The sequence below is a fragment of the Paraburkholderia sp. GAS32 genome (genome assembly GCF_050434225.1).
Classification (GTDB): Bacteria; Pseudomonadota; Gammaproteobacteria; order Burkholderiales; family Burkholderiaceae; genus Paraburkholderia; species Paraburkholderia madseniana.
Genome location: NZ_JBNPVS010000086.1, coordinates 1 through 18294, shown reverse-complemented (window position 1 = coordinate 18294; position 18294 = coordinate 1). Strand labels below are relative to the sequence as shown.

Genomic DNA, 18294 nt, shown 5'->3' with positions numbered 1-18294 from the left:
CGTGCAACCCGACCGTCGGCTTTGCGGCAACGCGGCCCACGAGCGGACGTCTGCGCCTGTCGCCTCGCGCAGTCCCCCGGACGTCCGCTTCACCGACACAATTGCCCCACTGCACCGCTTCATCACTGCGTCGCCGCGCATCCAGAATCCCACCGCACCACGCATCCATCAACATTGCTGGCCATCCCGGCCTATCAATCGCCATAGCCTCCAAGACTCCGGCCGTATCGGGGCACTCCGCGGTTTCCTCCATCGAGGCTTATTCGACGCCTGCCAACACGCGCAGAGGCACCGTCACATTCCTGTGGTCGATGGCAGGCATCGAATAACCCTTAACGGCAGCGGAACGATCAACGGCGGCCAACTCGGCGGTTCGGCGTCGGACCGGGTTCGGCCACTCCAGCCGTTGGTCCGCGCTATGGCGAGGACATCCGAACGGCAGCTCCAGCCCTTACAACGGCCCTTCGGGCGTGCACGCGATCATCATGATGGCTTTGTTCAAAGGCGAGTGGCCTCTCGCGGCCCCCCACCCACGCTCGTGTCGACACAACCTGTCACTCATCAGACGCCTGCAGCCTCTGGCGCGCGGGAAGCTAAGGAAGCCAATGCGATTTCGCTGGTTTCAATCGCGGGCTTCTCAGCGCTAGTGTCAAGCGAGCGCGTCATTAACAGGTAAGCCACCGCAGACACTACCAGGCCTACCGCCCACGCGATATCGACACCACCGATCTTTTGCGCGATCGCACCTGTATAGAGACCCGGCAACACGAAGAACGGGATCGTCGAAAAAAATCCGATCGCATAAGCCAGCAGCCCACGAACGCCCCACGCCCCATAAATCCCACCCGGCGTGAACAAATCGGTAATCGCGTATTCGCCGCGACGCACAAAGAAATAGTCAACCAGGTTGATCGCCGTCCATGGCACAAGCAGATACAGCATGATCGTCAGCGCGGCAAACAGAATGTCGATTGCATTGCCCGTCAACGCCAGTGAGATGATCATCCACAGCGCGGTCAGTCCTATTAGCGTGACGATACGGATCGAGCGCGTTGGTTTCACCGGCCAGAAGGAATCGAGTCCTGTGACAATGGTCAGCATGGCGCTGTACGCGTTCAGCCCCATCGTCGCGGCCATTGCGCCGATCGATGCCAGCGAGATCAACGCACCGAATCCGTGAAACACCGCATTGCCCGCGCCGTACAGCGCTACGAGGCCATCTGACGCGCCGAGCCGGGTTGCCAGCCACGCACCGAGCGCAATCAGCCAGATTGCCGACACCGACGCACCGATGAACACTGCCGCGATGATCGAACGCGGCCGGGTTTCGCGTGGCAGGTAGCGCGAATAGTCCGAGACATAGGGTGCATAGGTGATGTTGTAGCTCGCGCTTGCGGCGAACTGTGCGGCAAACGCGACGATACTGAACGTCCCCGGATGCTCGACCTTGCCGCCCGCCGCGCCGGACATGATCGCCAGCGACAGCACGATATACAGCGGCAGGCTGGCGACGAGCATCCACTTGAACACCCGATGCAGCCAGTCGTGGCCGTACACGGCGAGCGCCAATGCGAGCAGCGCGGTTCCGATCGTGACGGCTACTGGCGACCATCCGAAGATACCCTTCAGTCCGCTCGACATCAGCACCGTATCGACAACATTAAAGCCGACGAACGTGAAAGCGGTAGCGAACAACACCACGACGACACCCCGATAACCGAACTGCGCGCGCGACTGGATCATCTGCGGCAAACCGAGATGTGCGCCCTGCGATGCGTGAAACGCCATGAACAGGGTCCCAAACAGGATGCCGAGCGTACCCGACAGCACCGTGTAGCCGAGCGAAAGTCCCATGCCCGGTCCGACGAACCCGATCGCGATGGTGAAAAACTGGAAGTTGCCGAGAAACCAGAATGGCCCCTGCCCGGCTACACGGCCGTGCCGTTCACGTTCCGGGACATAATCGATCGAGCGCGTCTCGATGCCGCCCCGATGAGGCGGCACGGCGGCCGGTGCGGGGTCCCAAGTCGTTGTGCTGTTGCTGTTCATATCCCTTTCTCGCTTTTGGCAAAGACTACTGGAAGCGGCGCTGACCCCGCGGCTATTACGTGCTTGAATTTCCTGGAAGGCATCCCGGCCGTCGAGCAACTGCATCGCTCCGCATGGACACGTTCGTCTTCGCTGAGCTCATGCTGCCGATTCCTCAAGCGTCTGATCCGATTCCGCATGGGCAGGCAGTGGCGACAGGTGCTCATGGACCGCCAGCCACCCTCCTCCAGTCCGCGCGAACACGATCGACTCGCGCTCATCAAGCGTGGCGCGGCCCGCGCGCGTCGATACGGTGGTGCGCACCGCATGCGTGAAAATCGCGCATTCGCCAACCAGCTGCACAGAGCGATCGCTCGACTCACAACCAAGCACCGCGAACTGCTGCTCCTGTTCCAAGCGGTGCCAGAGCGCTTCGTACGCCACACGCGAAGGCAAGGATTCGGTAACGTGATAGAACAGGAAAGTCGCATCCGGCGCGAAGGCCGCGAAATAGGCGTCACGGTCATGCCGCGCAAATGCATCGATCAATATGTCGGCTGCGGCCAGTACCTGCTGTTCGGTCTCGCTCAAGGAGTCAGCTCCAATCGGTCGGTCAAAGTGGGTGGAGGGCAAATCAATTGCCCGGAGCAACCGTTTCATTGGCATTGAATCGATGCCACCGATCGATGCATGGCGCTACCGGGAATCAACTGGACGGCGTGCTGCTGAGACAAGCTGGCCCGCTTAGGGACACTGGCCAGTTCGCGTGACTAACGCGGTCAATGGATTGATGCTAGAGCGTAAATATTCTGCAAAGAATTTGGCATTCGTGAAGTCAACATTCATCGCGATCGATGTGACCCCTGCGGCTGGCATGGCCTGGCCACAATGATTGACGGTTGACTTCGCCGCCTTGTCCGATTTGCGTCGGCAAAGGGGCCGGCTTTGCCCGTGTCTGCATCTTCGCGCCCGACGATCCGGGGCACGCACGCATGAGACATGCACGACATCGGCGCGCGACCTTCAACTATGTGGTGCGCGCAACGATCTGGGACGTCGTTCGGAACGCAGCCGCATTCCAGCAACGCATCGCCGAACGGCTACACGAATGACCGTTTCACCATGGAAGCTCCCGTAGATGGCACGCCGGATCGAAGGGCGGATGTGGGTCCAGAGTGTGTCAAAACGCATGGCGCTACGACTTGGCTAGAAAGTCGGCTTGTCAGAACGCTCTATGCGGGCTTCGTGACCCTCCGGGAAGGGTAAAGCGACCCCCTAAAACCTAGTGTTTTTTAGTTTTGACACAGCCTCGGTCGAACTCAGCCCTTGATTGTCGTCGCGGCCGTATCTCTGATATGGCTTCGCTATAATCAATCGCTTCCGGCGTCGCAATGTCGAAAAAATGTCTTCCAGGCGAAACAGGTCCCCCGGCCGAGCCCGCAGGCCGCTGACGAAAGCACTTCTATTGCCGATGGATCGCGCCTCCGCCAGTGAGCGGTCGCTGTCCTGTCATCTTGCGCTGGTTGCATGCCGCGACGGACATGGCAACAGCCATTTGGTCAACGAACTTATGCGCGCGGTGTACCTGAGCTGGTATCTGCAGCGCGCTGGTTACGGCAACCAACCGGTGGAGCAGTTCAAGATCGTCGAATACGTGGTGGAGAACACCCTGGCGCACGCTCGTGAGACGGGAGAGTGGCGGCTCGCGTCTGAGGTAATCAGCGACTTTGAAGCGCTACTGACGTTGTATGACGCCCAGCTCGCAAGGGCTCCTCTTCACGAAGTATTCGAAGCGGAGCGGCAGCTGAGGGTTTTTCTGACGGGAACGGACCATTCGCCGATCCCGTAATCGACGTATCGGCAAGCCTTAACAGATTACTCATTCGGGCGCAGCACTTGCCACAGGGGTAGTTGCATTGTTAATTCGGCTCTCGATAAACTTCGGATTCCTATGCATTTTACATAATATATTAATCAACCTCATTGGTGTTGGTCCAAAGAGTAGCGTGACGACCTGCGATTTTTCCCTTGATCGTCAGCTTGCCAGTCACCTTGTACTGGTTGCCGCAGGCGGGCGAGATGGCCGTCCAGACAAACGTCGCTTTCGGGAACGTCGTGCTGTCAAACCATTCCTTGCCGCGCACCTGCTTGTTGTACTCAGCGTCGCCCAGGTCGTAGCTGCTCATATCGACCGACAGGTTCGTGCTGCCTGCAGTGGGCTTCGCGGGATCGAAGGCCACTTGCGCGGCGAACTTCTTGAACGCACCGTCCACCGGCACGTTCATCTGCTTCGACGTAGCGACAACCGTGCTCTTGCTTGCGTCGACTTGCGCGAATCCGGGCAACGCGACTGCGAACAGAACGGCCGCGGCACTCGCCAGTAGCCGGCGATAAGACCTATTCCTGAGAGTCATTCGAAGATCCAGAGTGAACGCGCCCTGAGATGGCGCTCTCATTTAAGGAAAGGAACCATGCGTGCGAGAAGCCCGTCACGTTCCACAAATTGATGCTTGAGTGCCGCCAGCACATGCGTGGCAAACAGCACGAGCAGCGTGTAGTTCAGCGCAATATGCGCTGTGCGCAGCAGCGCCTTCAGCGCCTGGTCAGGGCCGGTGATGGTTGGCAGCGGCAGTATGCCGAGATACACGACTTGCACGCCCGCTGCCGAACTGAACAAGTAGCCTGTAACGGGTACGGCGAGCATCAGCGCATACAGCAGCGAGTGCGTTGCGTGCGCGGCGGCCCTTTGCCATTTCGGCATCGCGGCGGGCATCGGCGGTGCTCCGCGCGTTGCGCGCCACAGGAGGCGAAGCAGCGCGAGCGCAAACACGGTAACGCCGATCCACTTGTGCCACGACACATATCTGAGCTTCGCCGGAGTGAAGCCCGGGATGTCGCTCATAACCCAGCCGAGATAAAATCCGCAGATCATCAACAGAGCAATCAGCCAATGAAATAGCACGGCGACACCGTTGTAGCCTGAGCGGTTCTCTTCAGAAGGAAATTCCATTGAATCCATACCTTTGTAAAGAGATCCGCCGAAATGCCAGTCCTTTGAGCGGCAGAGCATCGATCATGCGAACTTCGCTGTTGCACACGAGGAGATTCGTAACAATCGCCTCTGTGCAACTGCTGGTGACGACTTGAAAACGTCTTGTGCCGGCGCCTCTGCACTAAACGCGAACCAATCCTCCATCAACAACAATGGTTTGGCCAGTGACGAAGTCAGCATCCTTTGAAGACAGGAACGAAACGATTCCGGCCAGATCCTCCGGCGTTTGCGCTCGCGGGATGGACTGCATGGAAACGATGAGCTTCGACTCCTCCTCGTAGCTCATCCCACCCGGACCCTTGCGTCCGGGCTCGAGCATCCAGGGTGTTCTCGTCAATCCAGGCGCCACGGCATTGACCGTGATGCCGGAGACACCCAGCTCGCTTGCCAATGCGCGCGTCAAGCCGATCAACCCCATCTTGCTGGCAATGTAGTGAGTGAAATCCTTGATTGGCGCGCCGAACGTATTGGACGTGATGTTGATGATGCGCCCCCATCCTTTTTTGCGCATATTTCCCACGAGTGCATGTGCCAGCCAGAATGGCGCATCCAGGTTAATGGACATCAGCAATCGATAGTCCTCCATGGTAATTTCATCGAAGGATTTGTTGGGGAGAATCCCGGCGTTATTGACCAGCACGTCGACGGAGCCGAGTTGACTTTGCACCTCCGCCGCTACGCGGTCTATGTCTGCCTTCTCGCTGAGATCGGCGCGGAAAATATGTGCCTCCGAGCCGGCTTCGTGGACGAGTTGCGCAGTGGCCTGGCAGTCGAGACGATCGAGGAGAGCAATAGTAAAACCATCTTGGGCAAGTCTTTTCGAAAAGGCTTGACCAATACCTCGCGCTGCACCGGTGATCAAAGCAACTTCATTCATACCGTACTCCTTAGTAACGTTTGGATTTGGAGCGATCTGCGGACGGACATGATCGTGACATCGTCCGCCACTGGCTCGTTTGCGCCTGCTCGACTTAGCTACCTGGTGATGCTGAATCCCTGCCCGTATGCAGCGAGGGAGTGCGGTGCCACCCATTTTCAGAATGGGTAAGCGGGAAGGTTTTCGCGGCTCGTCATCCACTGCCATTCCGTGAACTGGTCGGCATTGGTCAGCGTGCTGTAGTTATGCCCGTTGCCCGACATACCCAGGCCGCCCATCGGCCCGAACACCTCGTGCATGACCGTCTGGTCATTGATGTGGACGATGCCGGCATGCAATCGGTCCACAACCCTCTGGGCCCGGCGCAAATCGGAGGAAGCCACTGCCGCAACCAGGCCATACCGGTTCTGATTGGCCAGCGCAACCGCTTCTTCATCGTCCTTGACCACGGTTACCGCGGCGACGGGACCGAAGATCTCTTCCTCGAACACCGGCATGCCTGGCGCGACGTCAACCATCACGGTCGGCTTGTGAAACAGCCCGTCTCGCGATCCACCGGCGAGAATCTTCGCGCCCTTGCCGGCCGATTCCGCCACGATGCGATCGACGTTTGCGGCCTGCCGTTCGTTGACGATGGGGCCTGCGTGCACCCGCAACAAGCGCGCGACCTCGCGCAAAGCGTCGCCTCGCTGAGGCCCCGGCGTCGCGGCCGACGCGCAGCCAATCGATCCCATTTCCTCGCCGGTCGCCTTCTCGGTCACCGGGATCGTACCGCCGCCGGCGGCTTTCCACCCGCCGCTGTAGATTTTGTTGCGCCACACGCCTGCGGGCGCCAATCCGGTTACGGACATCCGATTCCTCCTATTCGCTTCATTCAAGACAGAAAAGACGTCGCACGTTTTCCCGTCCAATATTTACGCGGTCGGGCTTGCTGATCGCGCACATCTCGAACCGCCAAGACGCCTCTCATGCGTTCAAACGGGCGAGGACATCATTGGCCCGCCGCCCAACATCAATCGCTTCCTTGATGTCCGGAATCCCCTGGATGCCAGGCGAGTTGAGCGACAAAAATTGAATACTCCGTTCGGCCCTGCTCCATCCGTTCGAGGCGTTTCTGCTCGATGTCCATCAGATTGGACGTCAGCATCTCCCAGCCGTGGGAAGGCGCATAACCTTTCGATTGCTCGATCCTCAGGTCGATTGCAAAGTGCTCTTCAAGTGCAATCTTGTTTCTCATCAATCCGCTCCGGTTCAGCGTATGACGCTTGGCTCAAGTAGGAAGAAACGCGCGGCCTATCCGAGTTCGCCCGGATGGCATATTCTTGATTTATCAAATACTTTACGGGTGGAGTATATTTGATTTTTCAAATACATAAACACGCGTAAACCCTCGACACACCAACAATCAAGAAGACACCCAAGCGATCACAAGAGCTCGAGCAGGCGATTCCCTTCCTGTTGACACGCGCCGGAAGCAGGATGGGAAACGCGTTCGCAAAGGCACTGAAACGATTTGGGCTGCACCTCAGCGAATGGCGAGTCTGTGCCTCGCTGCTGTACGTGCCGCGTTAGTCCGTGTCTGAGCTGTCAGTGCATGCGTCGTCTGATATTTCAGCGCTGTCCAGGATCGTTGACCGCCTTGAATAAACACATCCCGATGGCGAAACTCGAATCTAGGCCAATGACCGCTTTCAGCCGAAAAGTCGACGTCTTAACGTCCGACTAAAGATACAGGCGAATGACCCTTCCTGGCGTGCGCCGTGAAAAGGCGGCGCTTTTCCAGTGGGTGAAAGCCCCACCCGGCAACCGCTCCAGCCGGAAGCAACCGGAGCAATCGTGGAGATAACGAAGCGGTTGAAGCCTTCGGTGAAGCGTGTAACATGGAATCGCAACGCGCTTGAGCGCCGCGATGATCTCTTGACTTCTTCATTCCGTAGAACTGACCATCCGGGTTGGGTTCTTGCTGTCTATCAGAAGACTTCGAACTTTCCGGTAGAGAAGTCTGCGGAGATCGTTATTTTCCCTTCATTGAGAATCCACGGTCTGATGCGGAAGCTGCGAGCACCGCTCGAATGCATAGGGTCCGCCTCAGCGATCGATCGGGCTTCCGCAAGTGACGATGCTCGATAGATGAACATTCCTTCCCCTTCGCCATACTCGCCATCGTCCGTCAGGAGGGGGCCGGCCGCGAACATCACACCTTTTTGTTCAAGTTCAACCTGATAGCGAAGATGGGCCTGAAGATTCTGCATGATCTGGCCGAGTCCATTGACTGGAGTGGTAAATACAGCGAAAAGGCGCCGTGCCAGGAACCCCTGCTCCCTGAACTTTTGTACCATGTCGTCGGCCTTGATGCGGTCGCTGGTGGGACTGCTTGAAGTCATTACTGTCTCCGGTTGGGTGATTAGATCAAGAAAAGGTCGTGCGCGGCCGCCACCGGATAGTCGACGTAGCCTTCGGCAGCGCCCTGATAATAGGTTTCCCGGCTGGATGGGTTTAACGAAAGGTCCTCGCGCAACCGTCGGACCAGATCGGGATTTCCGATGAAAGAACTACCGAAGGATACGAGGTCGGCCTGCCCCGATTCGATAACGCTGGTGGCTGACGCTTTATCGAAGCCACAATTGGCGATAAGCGTGCCAGCGTATCGGGGGCGGTAATATGAAATGGTGTCCTGCAGCGCATGAATCGGCGTCCCAGTCAGATCATTCGGGACGCGGACGATCTGCAAGTGGGAAAGCGCCAGGTCGTTCAGCCGCTCGACGAGATGATCGTAGGTCGCAACCGTCTCGTCGGTCGGGCCGAATCCACCCATCGCCATCGTCGGGCTGATTTTGATGCCCACGCGACCAGGCCCCCACACGCCAATCAGGGCTTCCAGTATCTCGACGACGATCCGCGCACGGTTTTCGGGACTACCCCCATACTCATCCCGCCGGACATTCAGTGCACTGTTGAGGAACTCCGGCAGTAGATAGGTCGTGGCCGAATGGAGTTCGACTCCATCAAAGCCGGCCGCCCTGGCGTTACGGGCGGCTGCGGCGTAGTCGGCAATCGTCGCCTTGACCTGTTCGACGGTCATCGCTCGGGGCGTGACTGTGTCCTTGAAACCTTCCGGCGTGAAGGACTTGAGGCCGGGGTTGATGGCCGACGGCCCGAGCGGCGGCTCGCCCTTGAAGAAATCCGGATGGGACCCGGCCCCGGAATGGGCGAGTTGGGAATAGATCCGGCCGCCTTCCACGTGAACGGCCTCAGTGACTGCGCGCCAGCCTTCGGCCTGTCCGGCCGTAAATAGGCCAGGAACATTGATAAAGCCAATGCTCTCGCGGCTGACCCAGGTCGCCTCTGACATGATCAGACCAGCGGAAGCGCGCTGCCGATAATATTCGACATGCAACGGCGTGGGGATCAGCCCGTCATTGCATGCGCGTCCGCGCGTCATAGACGCCATGACGACCCGGTTCTTCAGTTCAAGGCCGCCCAGGCTGAACGGTGAAAATAGGGTCTGTCGATCAGTGTCCGGCATGATGGATCTCCGATTCAGTCGATAGGAGAATTGAAAATTCAGGAATGCGTTGGTCGAGACAACCATTGATTTTGAGTTGCCCGATTCCCGACCGAACGGCGCTTTGCGGCGTGCTCTGCTCAACACGATGGGCTTTCATGAGACGACGTTAGCCAGCAGATAACAGTCCCGAAGCCAGGCTACCTGAGAGGACGAGGGTGCAGACCATCCCGATCAGCCAGGACAGGGAGCGGACCGCGTTGATCTTCAGCCAATAGCCGAGAGTGAAGGTCGTACGGACAACCATATAGATGGCTGGCACCCAGGTGACGATCGCCGAGGCCGGGTGCAGGAAAAGCGCGACCAGAGCAACCGGGACGTACATGGCAGCCGACTCGAGGTTGTTGCGCAGTGCACGCGTCGACCGCCCGGTGAAACCGTCGTCGACAATCGGCTGCGTGCGGTCACTCGCGACCCACCTGGCGCCATGTACCGTCAGATTGTTGAGATGCTGAGCGATGGCCGAAATCCAGACCAGCGCGCCAGCGTAGACGATCGATAGGGCTAACATGCCGAGACTTTCTCCTGTGGACGCGGCCGCCACACACGGCGGCCTCCCGACTTAGTGTTGCCTCATTCACTTTTTTGAGGTAGTAGGAGAATATGACTAAGTCTTATTTGATTTCTGCATGAACGATCGATTTTTCTCGCTGCTGCTTTTCGTCCGGGTTGCGCGCACTGGCAGCTTTTCCGCCGCCGGACGCGAACTCGGCCTCTCCCAGCCGACCGCCTCGCGCATTGTCGCCACCCTGGAAAGGAAAGTCGGTGCGGCCTTGCTCACGCGCACGACACGTGCCGTGACGTTGACGGAGGCCGGTGCCGACTATCTCGCTCGCGCGGAGGCGATTCTCACAGCGCTCGACGAGGCCGATCACGCGGCTCGCGGCACCGGCGAGTTGCGCGGAATTCTGCGGGTCGCGACCTCGTCCGCTTTAGCCACCCGCACTGTACTCCCACGACTTTCGCAATTCACCGACGCCCATCCCGGATTGCGAGTGGAGTTCACACTAAATGATCAGCGACAAGACCTCGTCGGCGAGTCCGTGGATGTTGCCGTTCGCATCGGTCCGCTGGCCGATTCAACGGCGGTCGCCCGCAGGATCGGTGTGGTGCATCGCGTGTTGGTCGCTTCGCCGGCTTATCTGAAGAAGGCGGGAACCCCCTCTGCTCCATCAGACTTGCCTAACCATGCTGTGATCGTTGGGCCGGCTGGCCAGAGTTCAGAAGGATGGGCATTCTGGATGGACGGAAACGCGACTTCGGTTCGCGTCGACCCACGTTTCATGCTGAATGGGGCCGACGGTGCGACCGCCGCAGCGGTGGCGGGTCTCGGCATTCTCTCAACCGGTCATTTGAGTTGCCTGGCGGAGCTGGACAGCGGCGCACTTGTGCGTGTCCTTCCGGATTGGGCGATGGGGTCAGCCGACATCAACGTGATCCTGCCCGCCGGTCGCGCCGCAAAGCCATCGGCCCGGGCATTTGCCGATTTCGTGAGCACCGCGTTCCAGGAATTCCGGACCGATTTCATCAAGCGCCAACCTGATACTGGCACTTGAGTGGATCAATCATTCAATAACTGAATATCTTAAAGTCAGTCTCTACACCTACCAGCGCGTGGGCGTATCAAATATCTTTCCCGTCGTTGCCGCGTCTCTTGCTCGCGGCTCCCAAACGGAGAAGATAGTTATGGCGCTTCAGGACAAACTGGATGCTTTCACCGCCGAACTGGTAAGCGGCGGCCCCCCCTACAATATTCCCTCTTTTGTGATCGATACGTTCCGCAAAAGCACTGCAGAACTGATCGCGAGCGGACAGGCAAGTCTTGCGATAAAGGCCGGTCAGCAGGCTCCCGGCTTCACGCTCAAGGATTCCGAAGGCGCAACATTCAGTTCGGATCGTCTTCTGAGCCGCGGCCCGCTGGTGGTCACGTTCTATCGGGGCGTCTGGTGCCCGTATTGCAATCTGGAGCTTCAGGCGCTGGAGGAAGCACGTAGCGACATCGAAGCGCGAGGGGCCTCGCTCGTCGCGATCTCGATGCAGAACGCAGTCAATAGCCGCAAGTCGGTCCAGCAAAACCACCTGGGCTTTCCCATTCTCGTCGATCCTCATGGCCAGGTGGCGCAAGCGTTCGGTGTCCGGTTCGCGCTGCCCGACTATCTGATCGATCTGTATCGGAATGTCCTGAAGAACGACCTCGCGGTGTTCAACGATGACACGTCATGGAGCCTGCCAATGCCCGCACGCTACGTCATCGCTCAAGACGGCGTCGTCACGTACTCCGAGGTGAACCCGGACTACACACGTCGCCCCGACCCTTCCGAGCTGTTTCCCGTGCTGGATCACCTGGCGCGCGCGGGCGCCGCCTGACTGCCCTGGCCGGTCGGCCGGGATCGGCCCGAATCCCGATGAGCATCAAGGACCGGTTCAGTCGGGCCGGACCTTGCCGCATCGCCTCGATCATTCCGGTTCTTGCTACCCGGGCAAGAGCCTTTTAGCAGATGGAGAATTCAATGATTGACCTGCACTACTGGGCCACGCCCAACGGCCACAAAATAGCAATTTTCCTTGAAGAGAGCGGCCTTCCGTACCGCATCGTTCCGGTGAACATCAGCAAGAACGAGCAGTTCGAGCCGGAATTCCTGAAAATCTCGCCCAACAACCGGATTCCGGCGATCGTTGATCACGAACCGGCCGATAGCGGGGAACCGGTCTCTCTGTTCGAGTCGGGCGCCATCCTGCTCTACCTCGCTGACAAGGCGGGCAAGCTGATCCCCGCAGATCAGCGTGGGCAGCTTGAGGTACATCAGTGGTTGTTCTGTAAGCATCTGATTTGTACCGTTCCCCGCCTTGCGTAGAAGATGCAATCATCGCCTGCGACGGACACGAGTGACCGACTCTGTCCACAAACAGCGGGAATGGACACAGTGCCTCAGACAGTCGAGTTACCTGCCAAGCGCCAGAACCGGCGGCATCCATTGGAATGGAAACGATCGGTCGTCGAGCAGACGTTTGAAACCGGCGCGTCGGTCGCACGGGTCGCTCGCGACAACAACATCAACGCCAATCAGGTGTGGGCCTGGCGCAAACTGTACGCTCAGGGTCTGTTGATCGAAGATGCGCAGACGGAGACCATGTTGCCTGTCGTTGTCGATGTACAGTCCGATCGACCGGCGGCCCGTGCTCCGGAGACGACGAACGCGCCGGCACCTCGGGAGGCTGCAAACGGCAGCATTCAGCTTCAGCATGGCAATACGTCGGTCCGGATAGAAGGCGTGCCCGACGTGACGATATTGCGCCTGGTCCTCGAGCGGATTCTGCGATGATCGGGCCGCCTGCAAACACACGGATCTGGATCGCTGCAGGCGTCACTGACATGCGCTCCGGCTTCAATTCCCTTGCGGCGAAGGTACAGATGGTGCTTGAGAAGGATCCATACGGCGGCCATGTTTTTATCTTCAGGGGCCGCCGTGGTGATCTGCTGAAGGCGTTGTACTGGAGCGATGGCGGCCTATGTTTATTTGCGAAGCGTCTTGAGAAAGGGCGTTTTGCATGGCCCCGCGCCGACGCCGGTGTCGTGGCGTTGACCACCGCTCAACTCTCGCTCCTGCTCGAAGGGTTTGACTGGCGACAACCAGTCGAAGCGGCACGCCCGCGCAGTGCTTTGTAAACGTCTGTTACCGCGTGCCTTTGCGTGCGGCAGACAGTCGTAAACTGTCACGATGGATCTGACCGATTCTGACCTGCCCGACGACATTGATGCGCTCAAGGCGCTGGTGCGCGCGCATGCGGCGTCAGCTCATGCAAACGCGCAGCGGGTCGTCGAGTTGGAGGACCAACTCAGCTCCCGCGTAATCGAGATCGAACATCTGAAGCTGACGATTGCGAAGCTGCGCCGCATGCAGTTCGGTCGCAAGTCTGAGAAGGTGGAGCGTCAGATCGAGCAGCTCGAACTGCGACTTGAGGACCTGCAGGCCGATGAAGGTGCGGCCGCCCAGGCTGATTCGAAGAAGGCGCGACAACGCCGCGAGAGCGCCTGTCGCAAACCGCTGCCCGATCACCTCGAACGCGAAGAGCGTGTGCATCGCCCCATCGAGGAAGACTGCCCGGAATGCGGTGGCATACTCAAACCGCTGGGCGAAGACGTATCCGAGCAGCTTGAATACGTGCGCGCGCACTTCCGCGTCATCCGTCATCGCCGTCCCAAATTCGCCTGTTCGTGCTGCGACTGTATCGTGCAAGCCGCTGCGCCGAGCCGGCCCATCGATCGCGGCCTGCCCGGTCCAGCTTTGCTCGCCCACATCACGACATCGAAGTTCGCGTACCACATCCCGTTCTATCGCCAGTCCGTCATGTACGCGCGCGACGGCGTCGAGATCGAAGCGGGCACCATGGGCCACTGGCTGGGCAGTCTGACATGGCTACTCAACCCGCTGGTCGACGCAGTGCGCCGCCATTCGCTTGGTGGCACCAAGGTTCACGCCGACGACACCCCGCTGCCGGTGCTCGCGCCGGGCAATGGCAGGACGAAGACCGGCCGGCTCTGGGTGTATGTGCGCGATGACCGGCCCTGCGGTTCGGACGAAGCGCCGGCGGTCTGGTTTGCCTATACACCGGATCGTCGCGGCGAACATCCACAACGTCACCTTGCCAACTTCACCGGCGTACTGCAGGCAGATGCGTTCGCCGGTTATGCAGATCTGTACCTCGGCGGTCAGATTCGCGAAGCAGCGTGCATGGCGCATGCACGGCGAAAACTACATGATCTGCACGCTGTTCGGGCATCACCGATCACCAGCGAAGCACTCGAGCGCATCGGCGCACCCTATCGCATCGAAGAGCACATTCGTGGCAAGCCGCCTGAAGAACGTCGGCGCGTTCGCCAGGAGAAGGCTGTGCCGCTGCTTGATGATATGAAGCGGTGGTTCGAGAAGACGCTTCTCACACTCTCCGCGAAATCGGACACCACCAAAGCGATCCAGTATTCGTTGAATCGCTGGCCTGCGCTGGTCTATTACTGCAGCGATGGTCAGGCCGAGATTGACAATCTGATTGCCGAGCGCGCGTTGCGCGGTGTAGCTATTGGAAGGCGAAATTTTTTATTTGCCGGTGCGGACTCAGGCGGCGAACGTGCAGCTGCGATGTACAGCCTGATCGGATCTGCCCGCATGAACGGCGTTGATCCAGAAGCCTACCTGCATTACGTCATCGAGCGCATCGCCGATCACCCAGTGAACCGCATCGACGAACTGTTACCCTGGAACGTCGCTCCTTTGCTGCCCGCCGCCTCACACATCGATCCCGTTCGCTAGCAGCCGATCCTCTCGTGCGTCAACAAAATCCGCGACGGTGTAGATCCAATGCTTACGTTGTTCTGGCAAGTGGGTGGCCTAGGTCCGATGGCGGGGCAACAGAACCACTTCCGGCGCGCCGCGCCCGAGCAGATTCCTTACGCGATTGAGCGCTATACGGCTGAGACCACCCGCCTATACGGCGTGCTCAACAGACGTCTCGCTGACCGACCGTTCCTCGCCGGCGGCGACTATTCAATCGCTGATGTCGCAACGTATCCCTGGGCCGCTGCCTACAACATCCTGAACCAGGACATCGACCAGTTTCCCCACGTCGAACGCTGGCTGGACACGATCGCCGTGCGTCCGGCGACGAAACGCGCCTACGCTATCGCGAAGGAAATGAACCCCAATGCTCCGCAGCCCCCATCTCCACGGACTGCACCGCAAGCCTCATAAACAGCCCGCTCTGCAGGAGGATGAAATGGAGCATAGTCCAGGACCTAAAACCGGAACATTCCTCTGAGCGTGTGCAAATACGCTTACCGGGACTCTCGTCGTCGATCAACCGGAAAGCTTCGCTGATCTCGGGTGGGCCGTGATTCAGGATCATGCCGTGGAAGCGGTCCGTCGCTTCACCGGCGCATAATCTACGTCGCGCCTGCGCGACTCTCCACTCGAGGTGCATGCCATGCACCGTCACCGGTACCGAATATCGTTACGAGAGTCTGCTCTGCTAAGGTTAAGACGCCAGTCCCGGCCACCGCGAGAGGCTGTTGCGGGTTGGCCACTGCCGTTACGTGACAGTCAAAGCTGCCGATCGCCGTCAGGCAGTGACCGGCCACGAAGCGACACTCCCTCGACAGTGACATATGGCCGAAACTCGCTGCCTTGCGGTCATTCGCATCCATTCGACGCCGGCTATCTGCACACTTGCCCCGTCCTGACACAGAGAGCGCGTGGCTATGCGCGTCGAGCTGTCCGCTCACGCGGTCCACCTACCCCCCCTATCAGGGCATCGCTGCCGATGGCGAGCGTACACGGGTCGCCTTGGCTTACGGAACCGACAGCCGTGTTAGGGTAGCGTTCCGCCAGACCGATTGCGAAGTCTTCTGGTATACGGCCCATGCCCGCTTTATCCGCACGGCAGTCCACCCCATAATGGAAGAACCGTCGATCGTGAGCGAGACTTCATCGAATGGCATAACCTGGTTCAAACCATGATCTATACGCTATACGCATGCCTCGAAGGCACCCGAGGCCAGGATAACGAAGTCACGTTGACGCTTTCCGTTGATCGCCCTGCACCGCCGTACTACCTCGCGGATTTCGTGGGCGGCAGCGGTGCCGTATCGGACGGATATAGCGACACGAAGCAGATGTTTCAGATAGACGCATGCAAACACGATGCACAACGCCTCGAACTATCGTTCGAGGATGGTCGACGCCATGTCCTGAACCCTGCCTTTCAGCAGACGTACACAGGTGAAGTCGTGCGCCCCCTTGTGGTTCTGCCGCTTGCAAGCGCACAACGTCTGAATCTGAACAGGTCCGATTTCGACGACTCAAAGTATGTTGTCACCCACGCCAGCTGGTGGGAGCCCATCGGTACGCGTAGGCGCTAGGCAACATTGCTCCTAGCTTGATGGGTAAGGGTGAACTCCACATCATACGATGCCTTGTCCGAACGCTGAGTGGCCGCTAGTTGTCGCGAAACTGCCTTCACTGACGCGTCAATGCACGGGACCACTCCCGCTTGCATTGTGCCTGTTGCATAAGGTGCACACCTAGGAAACCGTCGGGCTCGGCCTTGGGACGCGGAGCGGCCACAAGCCGCCGCTCATATGCGGCGTCGCTCGAACGTTTAAACGTCGGCCCCCCGTAACCGGCCATCCAATCGTAAAAGACGAAAGGTCGGTCATCGGCCTTAATAGCCGCTGGCTCGACCATCGGCCAACGGCCGCTATGGTCTGCTTTACTGACCTCCGGCCCGCGTTTTGTTTGATGACCTATCGTAGCCTAGCTTCGCCACCAAATGTAGTGCAGTGGGTCGCTGAAGGGTGAGTGGCATAAGCATTGGCGTTGCTATTGCTTTTGTCTGTAATATCGTCCGTAAATACCTAACGGGGCCACAGTGGAGATTCTGAACTGGATACTTGCCATGCTTGGCGGCATTACCGCAATCGTCGCGGCCGTTTGCCTTGCCATAGCAGTCGTCTTTCGCAATACCTTGACCGCATGGCTTACGAAGCGCGTAGCGAAAGGGCTGGAGCGCGACGCGGAACGGTACAAGCATGACCTTTCGCGCGACATGGAAACGTACAAAAACGAACTAGCTCGTGCACAGAGTACGGAACGGTTAGAAGCAGAAATGCGTAAGGCTGTGGCAGAAAAAATGCTCACGTTACGTTTGGATGCATTCCATGACCTTTATGCTTTGGTACAGGAAACACCTTACTTGATCATCAGAAGCCGAGAGCGGGTGCAGGAGTCACGTTTCGGTTTGGACGACGAGATCGACGGAGTAATTGCGATGGCAGACGCACTACGGCGTCATCGTCTTTACGTCGACGATGAATTCGCAAAAGCATACGAAGACCTCACGTCCGAACTGGCTGAAATTGTCAAAGAGCCTGACTGGCGTGAAGCGCCCCCGTTGCCCACGGACGGCAGGCTTTCGCAAAGAGTCCGGCTACGTGCGATGTTGTGTCGAAGACTGCTTGAGGAGATGCATCGAAACTTGCCGCACCAGCTTGCCCGGCTCGTTGTCCCAAAGGGTGAAAGTGGAGTTGGCAACGCGGAAGAATCGACTTCCGCGTGAGGGAACACTATTACATTGGCTCTCATGGGTGCTCGGTCCTGGCACTGTCAGCAATCTGCGACCTTGCTGACGTAGAAACCTGCTTGCTTCAATATCCGCGAAGGCCGAACTCCCGTCTTCCAACGCGACGTAAACGAACGTCCGTTGTACCTTGGAAGCCGCCCTATATGTCGCGTGGGGTCGACCGGCCGCAGCGGGTCGAACTAAGCCCGCCGCATGAGGCGGTGAGCGGAGCCAGTAGCTGTCGTTCGGCCGCGTGAGCAAGTGGTCACTCATGTGACCGATCTACCTCGCAAGCCGCCGTTGAAGGGAAAATTAAAGAATGTGCGGCTACGACTCCTGAAAACGCAGGACGAATCAGTTCGTCTGTGTAACGCAAAAAACACGGGTTTTGAACCGCGCCCCTGACGCTTATGGAACATCGGCCGACGAGTGAACAAAGGACGAGCCACTCAGAAGCGACACCAAGGCTGTCAGGATCAAGGACCGAGGCTGGCAGGAAGCAAGCCGGAGGCTTGACAGGTTTGCCTATCCTCTCTCATACTAAGTTGGATGACTGACTTAAAGTACAAACATGGCTAGAACAAATAGCGATAAACGATCGAGGCTGGTTAGTGCGGCAGTGGACCTGGCGTACCAGAACGGGTTCGGCGCCACCTCGCT

Annotated in this window: 18 protein-coding genes and 2 pseudogenes; 10 read left to right on the top strand and 10 right to left on the bottom strand. The window is 58.7% G+C overall.

From position 1 onward, the window contains the following. Positions 1–561: 561 nt before the first annotated feature. Together P3T25_RS47020 and P3T25_RS47015 are read right to left on the bottom strand one after the other, a co-directional pair. Positions 562–2049, bottom strand: coding sequence for a purine-cytosine permease family protein (locus P3T25_RS47020; RefSeq protein ID WP_429364500.1), 1488 nt, complete (start codon positions 2047–2049; stop codon positions 562–564). 138 nt (positions 2050–2187) lie between these two features. Next, a complete protein-coding gene (locus tag P3T25_RS47015; RefSeq protein WP_429364498.1) occupies positions 2188–2619 on the bottom strand; it encodes a nuclear transport factor 2 family protein in 432 nt (143 codons plus the stop codon). Between the two features lie 880 nt (positions 2620–3499). Between P3T25_RS47015 and P3T25_RS47010 the strand changes: the two genes are divergently transcribed. Continuing rightward, positions 3500–3877 carry a hypothetical protein gene (locus tag P3T25_RS47010; protein WP_429364496.1) on the top strand — a complete coding sequence of 126 codons (378 nt, stop codon included), beginning with the start codon at positions 3500–3502 and terminating at the stop codon, positions 3875–3877. Positions 3878–4049: 172 nt separating this feature from the next. Here the strand turns inward: P3T25_RS47010 and P3T25_RS47005 are convergent. The 8 genes and pseudogenes from P3T25_RS47005 to P3T25_RS46970 form a co-directional block, all read right to left on the bottom strand. After that, positions 4050–4442: pseudogene (locus P3T25_RS47005) on the bottom strand (YceI family protein); the annotation flags it as partial. A gap of 38 nt (positions 4443–4480) precedes the next feature. After that, entirely contained in the window at positions 4481–5038 is a 558-nt protein-coding gene (locus P3T25_RS47000) for a cytochrome b (protein WP_429364494.1), read from the bottom strand. 163 nt (positions 5039–5201) lie between these two features. Beyond that, on the bottom strand, positions 5202–5957 hold the full coding sequence (locus P3T25_RS46995) for an SDR family NAD(P)-dependent oxidoreductase (protein WP_429364492.1): 756 nt from the start codon (positions 5955–5957) through the stop codon (positions 5202–5204). A gap of 158 nt (positions 5958–6115) precedes the next feature. Continuing rightward, positions 6116–6808 carry an aldehyde dehydrogenase family protein gene (locus P3T25_RS46990; RefSeq protein WP_429364490.1) on the bottom strand — a complete coding sequence of 231 codons (693 nt, stop codon included), beginning with the start codon at positions 6806–6808 and terminating at the stop codon, positions 6116–6118. 161 nt (positions 6809–6969) lie between these two features. After that, complete coding sequence (locus P3T25_RS46985; protein WP_429364488.1) at positions 6970–7194, bottom strand: hypothetical protein; 225 nt, start codon at positions 7192–7194, stop codon at positions 6970–6972. A 733-nt stretch (positions 7195–7927) separates the two neighbouring features. Then, on the bottom strand, positions 7928–8341 hold the full coding sequence (locus P3T25_RS46980; protein WP_429364486.1) for a YciI family protein: 414 nt from the start codon (positions 8339–8341) through the stop codon (positions 7928–7930). A 20-nt stretch (positions 8342–8361) separates the two neighbouring features. Then, positions 8362–9483, bottom strand: a complete 1122-nt coding sequence (locus tag P3T25_RS46975) for an alkene reductase (protein ID WP_429364484.1) — start codon at positions 9481–9483, stop codon at positions 8362–8364. Between the two features lie 148 nt (positions 9484–9631). Then, positions 9632–10033, bottom strand: coding sequence for an MAPEG family protein (locus tag P3T25_RS46970; RefSeq protein ID WP_429364482.1), 402 nt, complete (start codon positions 10031–10033; stop codon positions 9632–9634). Between the two features lie 118 nt (positions 10034–10151). Between P3T25_RS46970 and P3T25_RS46965 the strand changes: the two genes are divergently transcribed. From P3T25_RS46965 to P3T25_RS46925, 9 genes and pseudogenes are all read left to right on the top strand, one after another. After that, positions 10152–11078, top strand: coding sequence for a LysR substrate-binding domain-containing protein (locus tag P3T25_RS46965; protein WP_429364480.1), 927 nt, complete (start codon positions 10152–10154; stop codon positions 11076–11078). A gap of 130 nt (positions 11079–11208) precedes the next feature. Then, positions 11209–11889, top strand: coding sequence for a peroxiredoxin-like family protein (locus P3T25_RS46960; protein ID WP_429364478.1), 681 nt, complete (start codon positions 11209–11211; stop codon positions 11887–11889). Between the two features lie 143 nt (positions 11890–12032). Further along, positions 12033–12338 (top strand): annotated as a pseudogene (locus tag P3T25_RS46955) (glutathione S-transferase N-terminal domain-containing protein); the annotation flags it as partial. 99 nt (positions 12339–12437) lie between these two features. Next, positions 12438–12845, top strand: coding sequence for an IS66-like element accessory protein TnpA (tnpA, locus tag P3T25_RS46950; RefSeq protein ID WP_429364476.1), 408 nt, complete (start codon positions 12438–12440; stop codon positions 12843–12845). Then, positions 12842–13189, top strand: coding sequence for an IS66 family insertion sequence element accessory protein TnpB (tnpB, locus tag P3T25_RS46945; RefSeq protein WP_310126094.1), 348 nt, complete (start codon positions 12842–12844; stop codon positions 13187–13189). Before tnpA ends, tnpB begins: the two co-directional genes overlap by 4 nt. A gap of 52 nt (positions 13190–13241) precedes the next feature. Next, positions 13242–14831, top strand: coding sequence for an IS66 family transposase (gene tnpC / locus P3T25_RS46940; protein ID WP_429364474.1), 1590 nt, complete (start codon positions 13242–13244; stop codon positions 14829–14831). 48 nt (positions 14832–14879) lie between these two features. Beyond that, on the top strand, positions 14880–15269 hold the full coding sequence (locus tag P3T25_RS46935; protein WP_429364472.1) for a glutathione binding-like protein: 390 nt from the start codon (positions 14880–14882) through the stop codon (positions 15267–15269). Positions 15270–16030: 761 nt separating this feature from the next. Continuing rightward, entirely contained in the window at positions 16031–16435 is a 405-nt protein-coding gene (locus P3T25_RS46930) for a hypothetical protein (protein WP_429364470.1), read from the top strand. 509 nt (positions 16436–16944) lie between these two features. Next, entirely contained in the window at positions 16945–17631 is a 687-nt protein-coding gene (locus tag P3T25_RS46925) for a hypothetical protein (protein WP_429364468.1), read from the top strand. Positions 17632–18294 lie beyond the last annotated feature (663 nt).

What these genes read in the sequence shown, in the direction of transcription:
- P3T25_RS46975 (WP_429364484.1), bottom strand. Translation starts at nt 9,483, where the DNA reads ATGCCGGACACTGATCGACAGACCCTATTTTCACCGTTCAGCCTGGGC.
- P3T25_RS46930 (WP_429364470.1), top strand. Translation starts at nt 16,031, where the DNA reads ATGATCTATACGCTATACGCATGCCTCGAAGGCACCCGAGGCCAGGAT.
- P3T25_RS46965 (WP_429364480.1), top strand. Translation starts at nt 10,152, where the DNA reads ATGAACGATCGATTTTTCTCGCTGCTGCTTTTCGTCCGGGTTGCGCGC.
- tnpB (WP_310126094.1), top strand. Translation starts at nt 12,842, where the DNA reads ATGATCGGGCCGCCTGCAAACACACGGATCTGGATCGCTGCAGGCGTC.
- P3T25_RS46995 (WP_429364492.1), bottom strand. Translation starts at nt 5,957, where the DNA reads ATGAATGAAGTTGCTTTGATCACCGGTGCAGCGCGAGGTATTGGTCAA.
- P3T25_RS46970 (WP_429364482.1), bottom strand. Translation starts at nt 10,033, where the DNA reads ATGTTAGCCCTATCGATCGTCTACGCTGGCGCGCTGGTCTGGATTTCG.
- P3T25_RS46960 (WP_429364478.1), top strand. Translation starts at nt 11,209, where the DNA reads ATGGCGCTTCAGGACAAACTGGATGCTTTCACCGCCGAACTGGTAAGC.
- P3T25_RS46990 (WP_429364490.1), bottom strand. Translation starts at nt 6,808, where the DNA reads ATGTCCGTAACCGGATTGGCGCCCGCAGGCGTGTGGCGCAACAAAATC.
- P3T25_RS47000 (WP_429364494.1), bottom strand. Translation starts at nt 5,038, where the DNA reads ATGGAATTTCCTTCTGAAGAGAACCGCTCAGGCTACAACGGTGTCGCC.
- P3T25_RS46985 (WP_429364488.1), bottom strand. Translation starts at nt 7,194, where the DNA reads ATGAGAAACAAGATTGCACTTGAAGAGCACTTTGCAATCGACCTGAGG.
- P3T25_RS46935 (WP_429364472.1), top strand. Translation starts at nt 14,880, where the DNA reads ATGCTTACGTTGTTCTGGCAAGTGGGTGGCCTAGGTCCGATGGCGGGG.
- P3T25_RS47010 (WP_429364496.1), top strand. Translation starts at nt 3,500, where the DNA reads ATGGATCGCGCCTCCGCCAGTGAGCGGTCGCTGTCCTGTCATCTTGCG.
- P3T25_RS46980 (WP_429364486.1), bottom strand. Translation starts at nt 8,341, where the DNA reads ATGACTTCAAGCAGTCCCACCAGCGACCGCATCAAGGCCGACGACATG.
- tnpA (WP_429364476.1), top strand. Translation starts at nt 12,438, where the DNA reads ATGGACACAGTGCCTCAGACAGTCGAGTTACCTGCCAAGCGCCAGAAC.
- tnpC (WP_429364474.1), top strand. Translation starts at nt 13,242, where the DNA reads ATGGATCTGACCGATTCTGACCTGCCCGACGACATTGATGCGCTCAAG.
- P3T25_RS47020 (WP_429364500.1), bottom strand. Translation starts at nt 2,049, where the DNA reads ATGAACAGCAACAGCACAACGACTTGGGACCCCGCACCGGCCGCCGTG.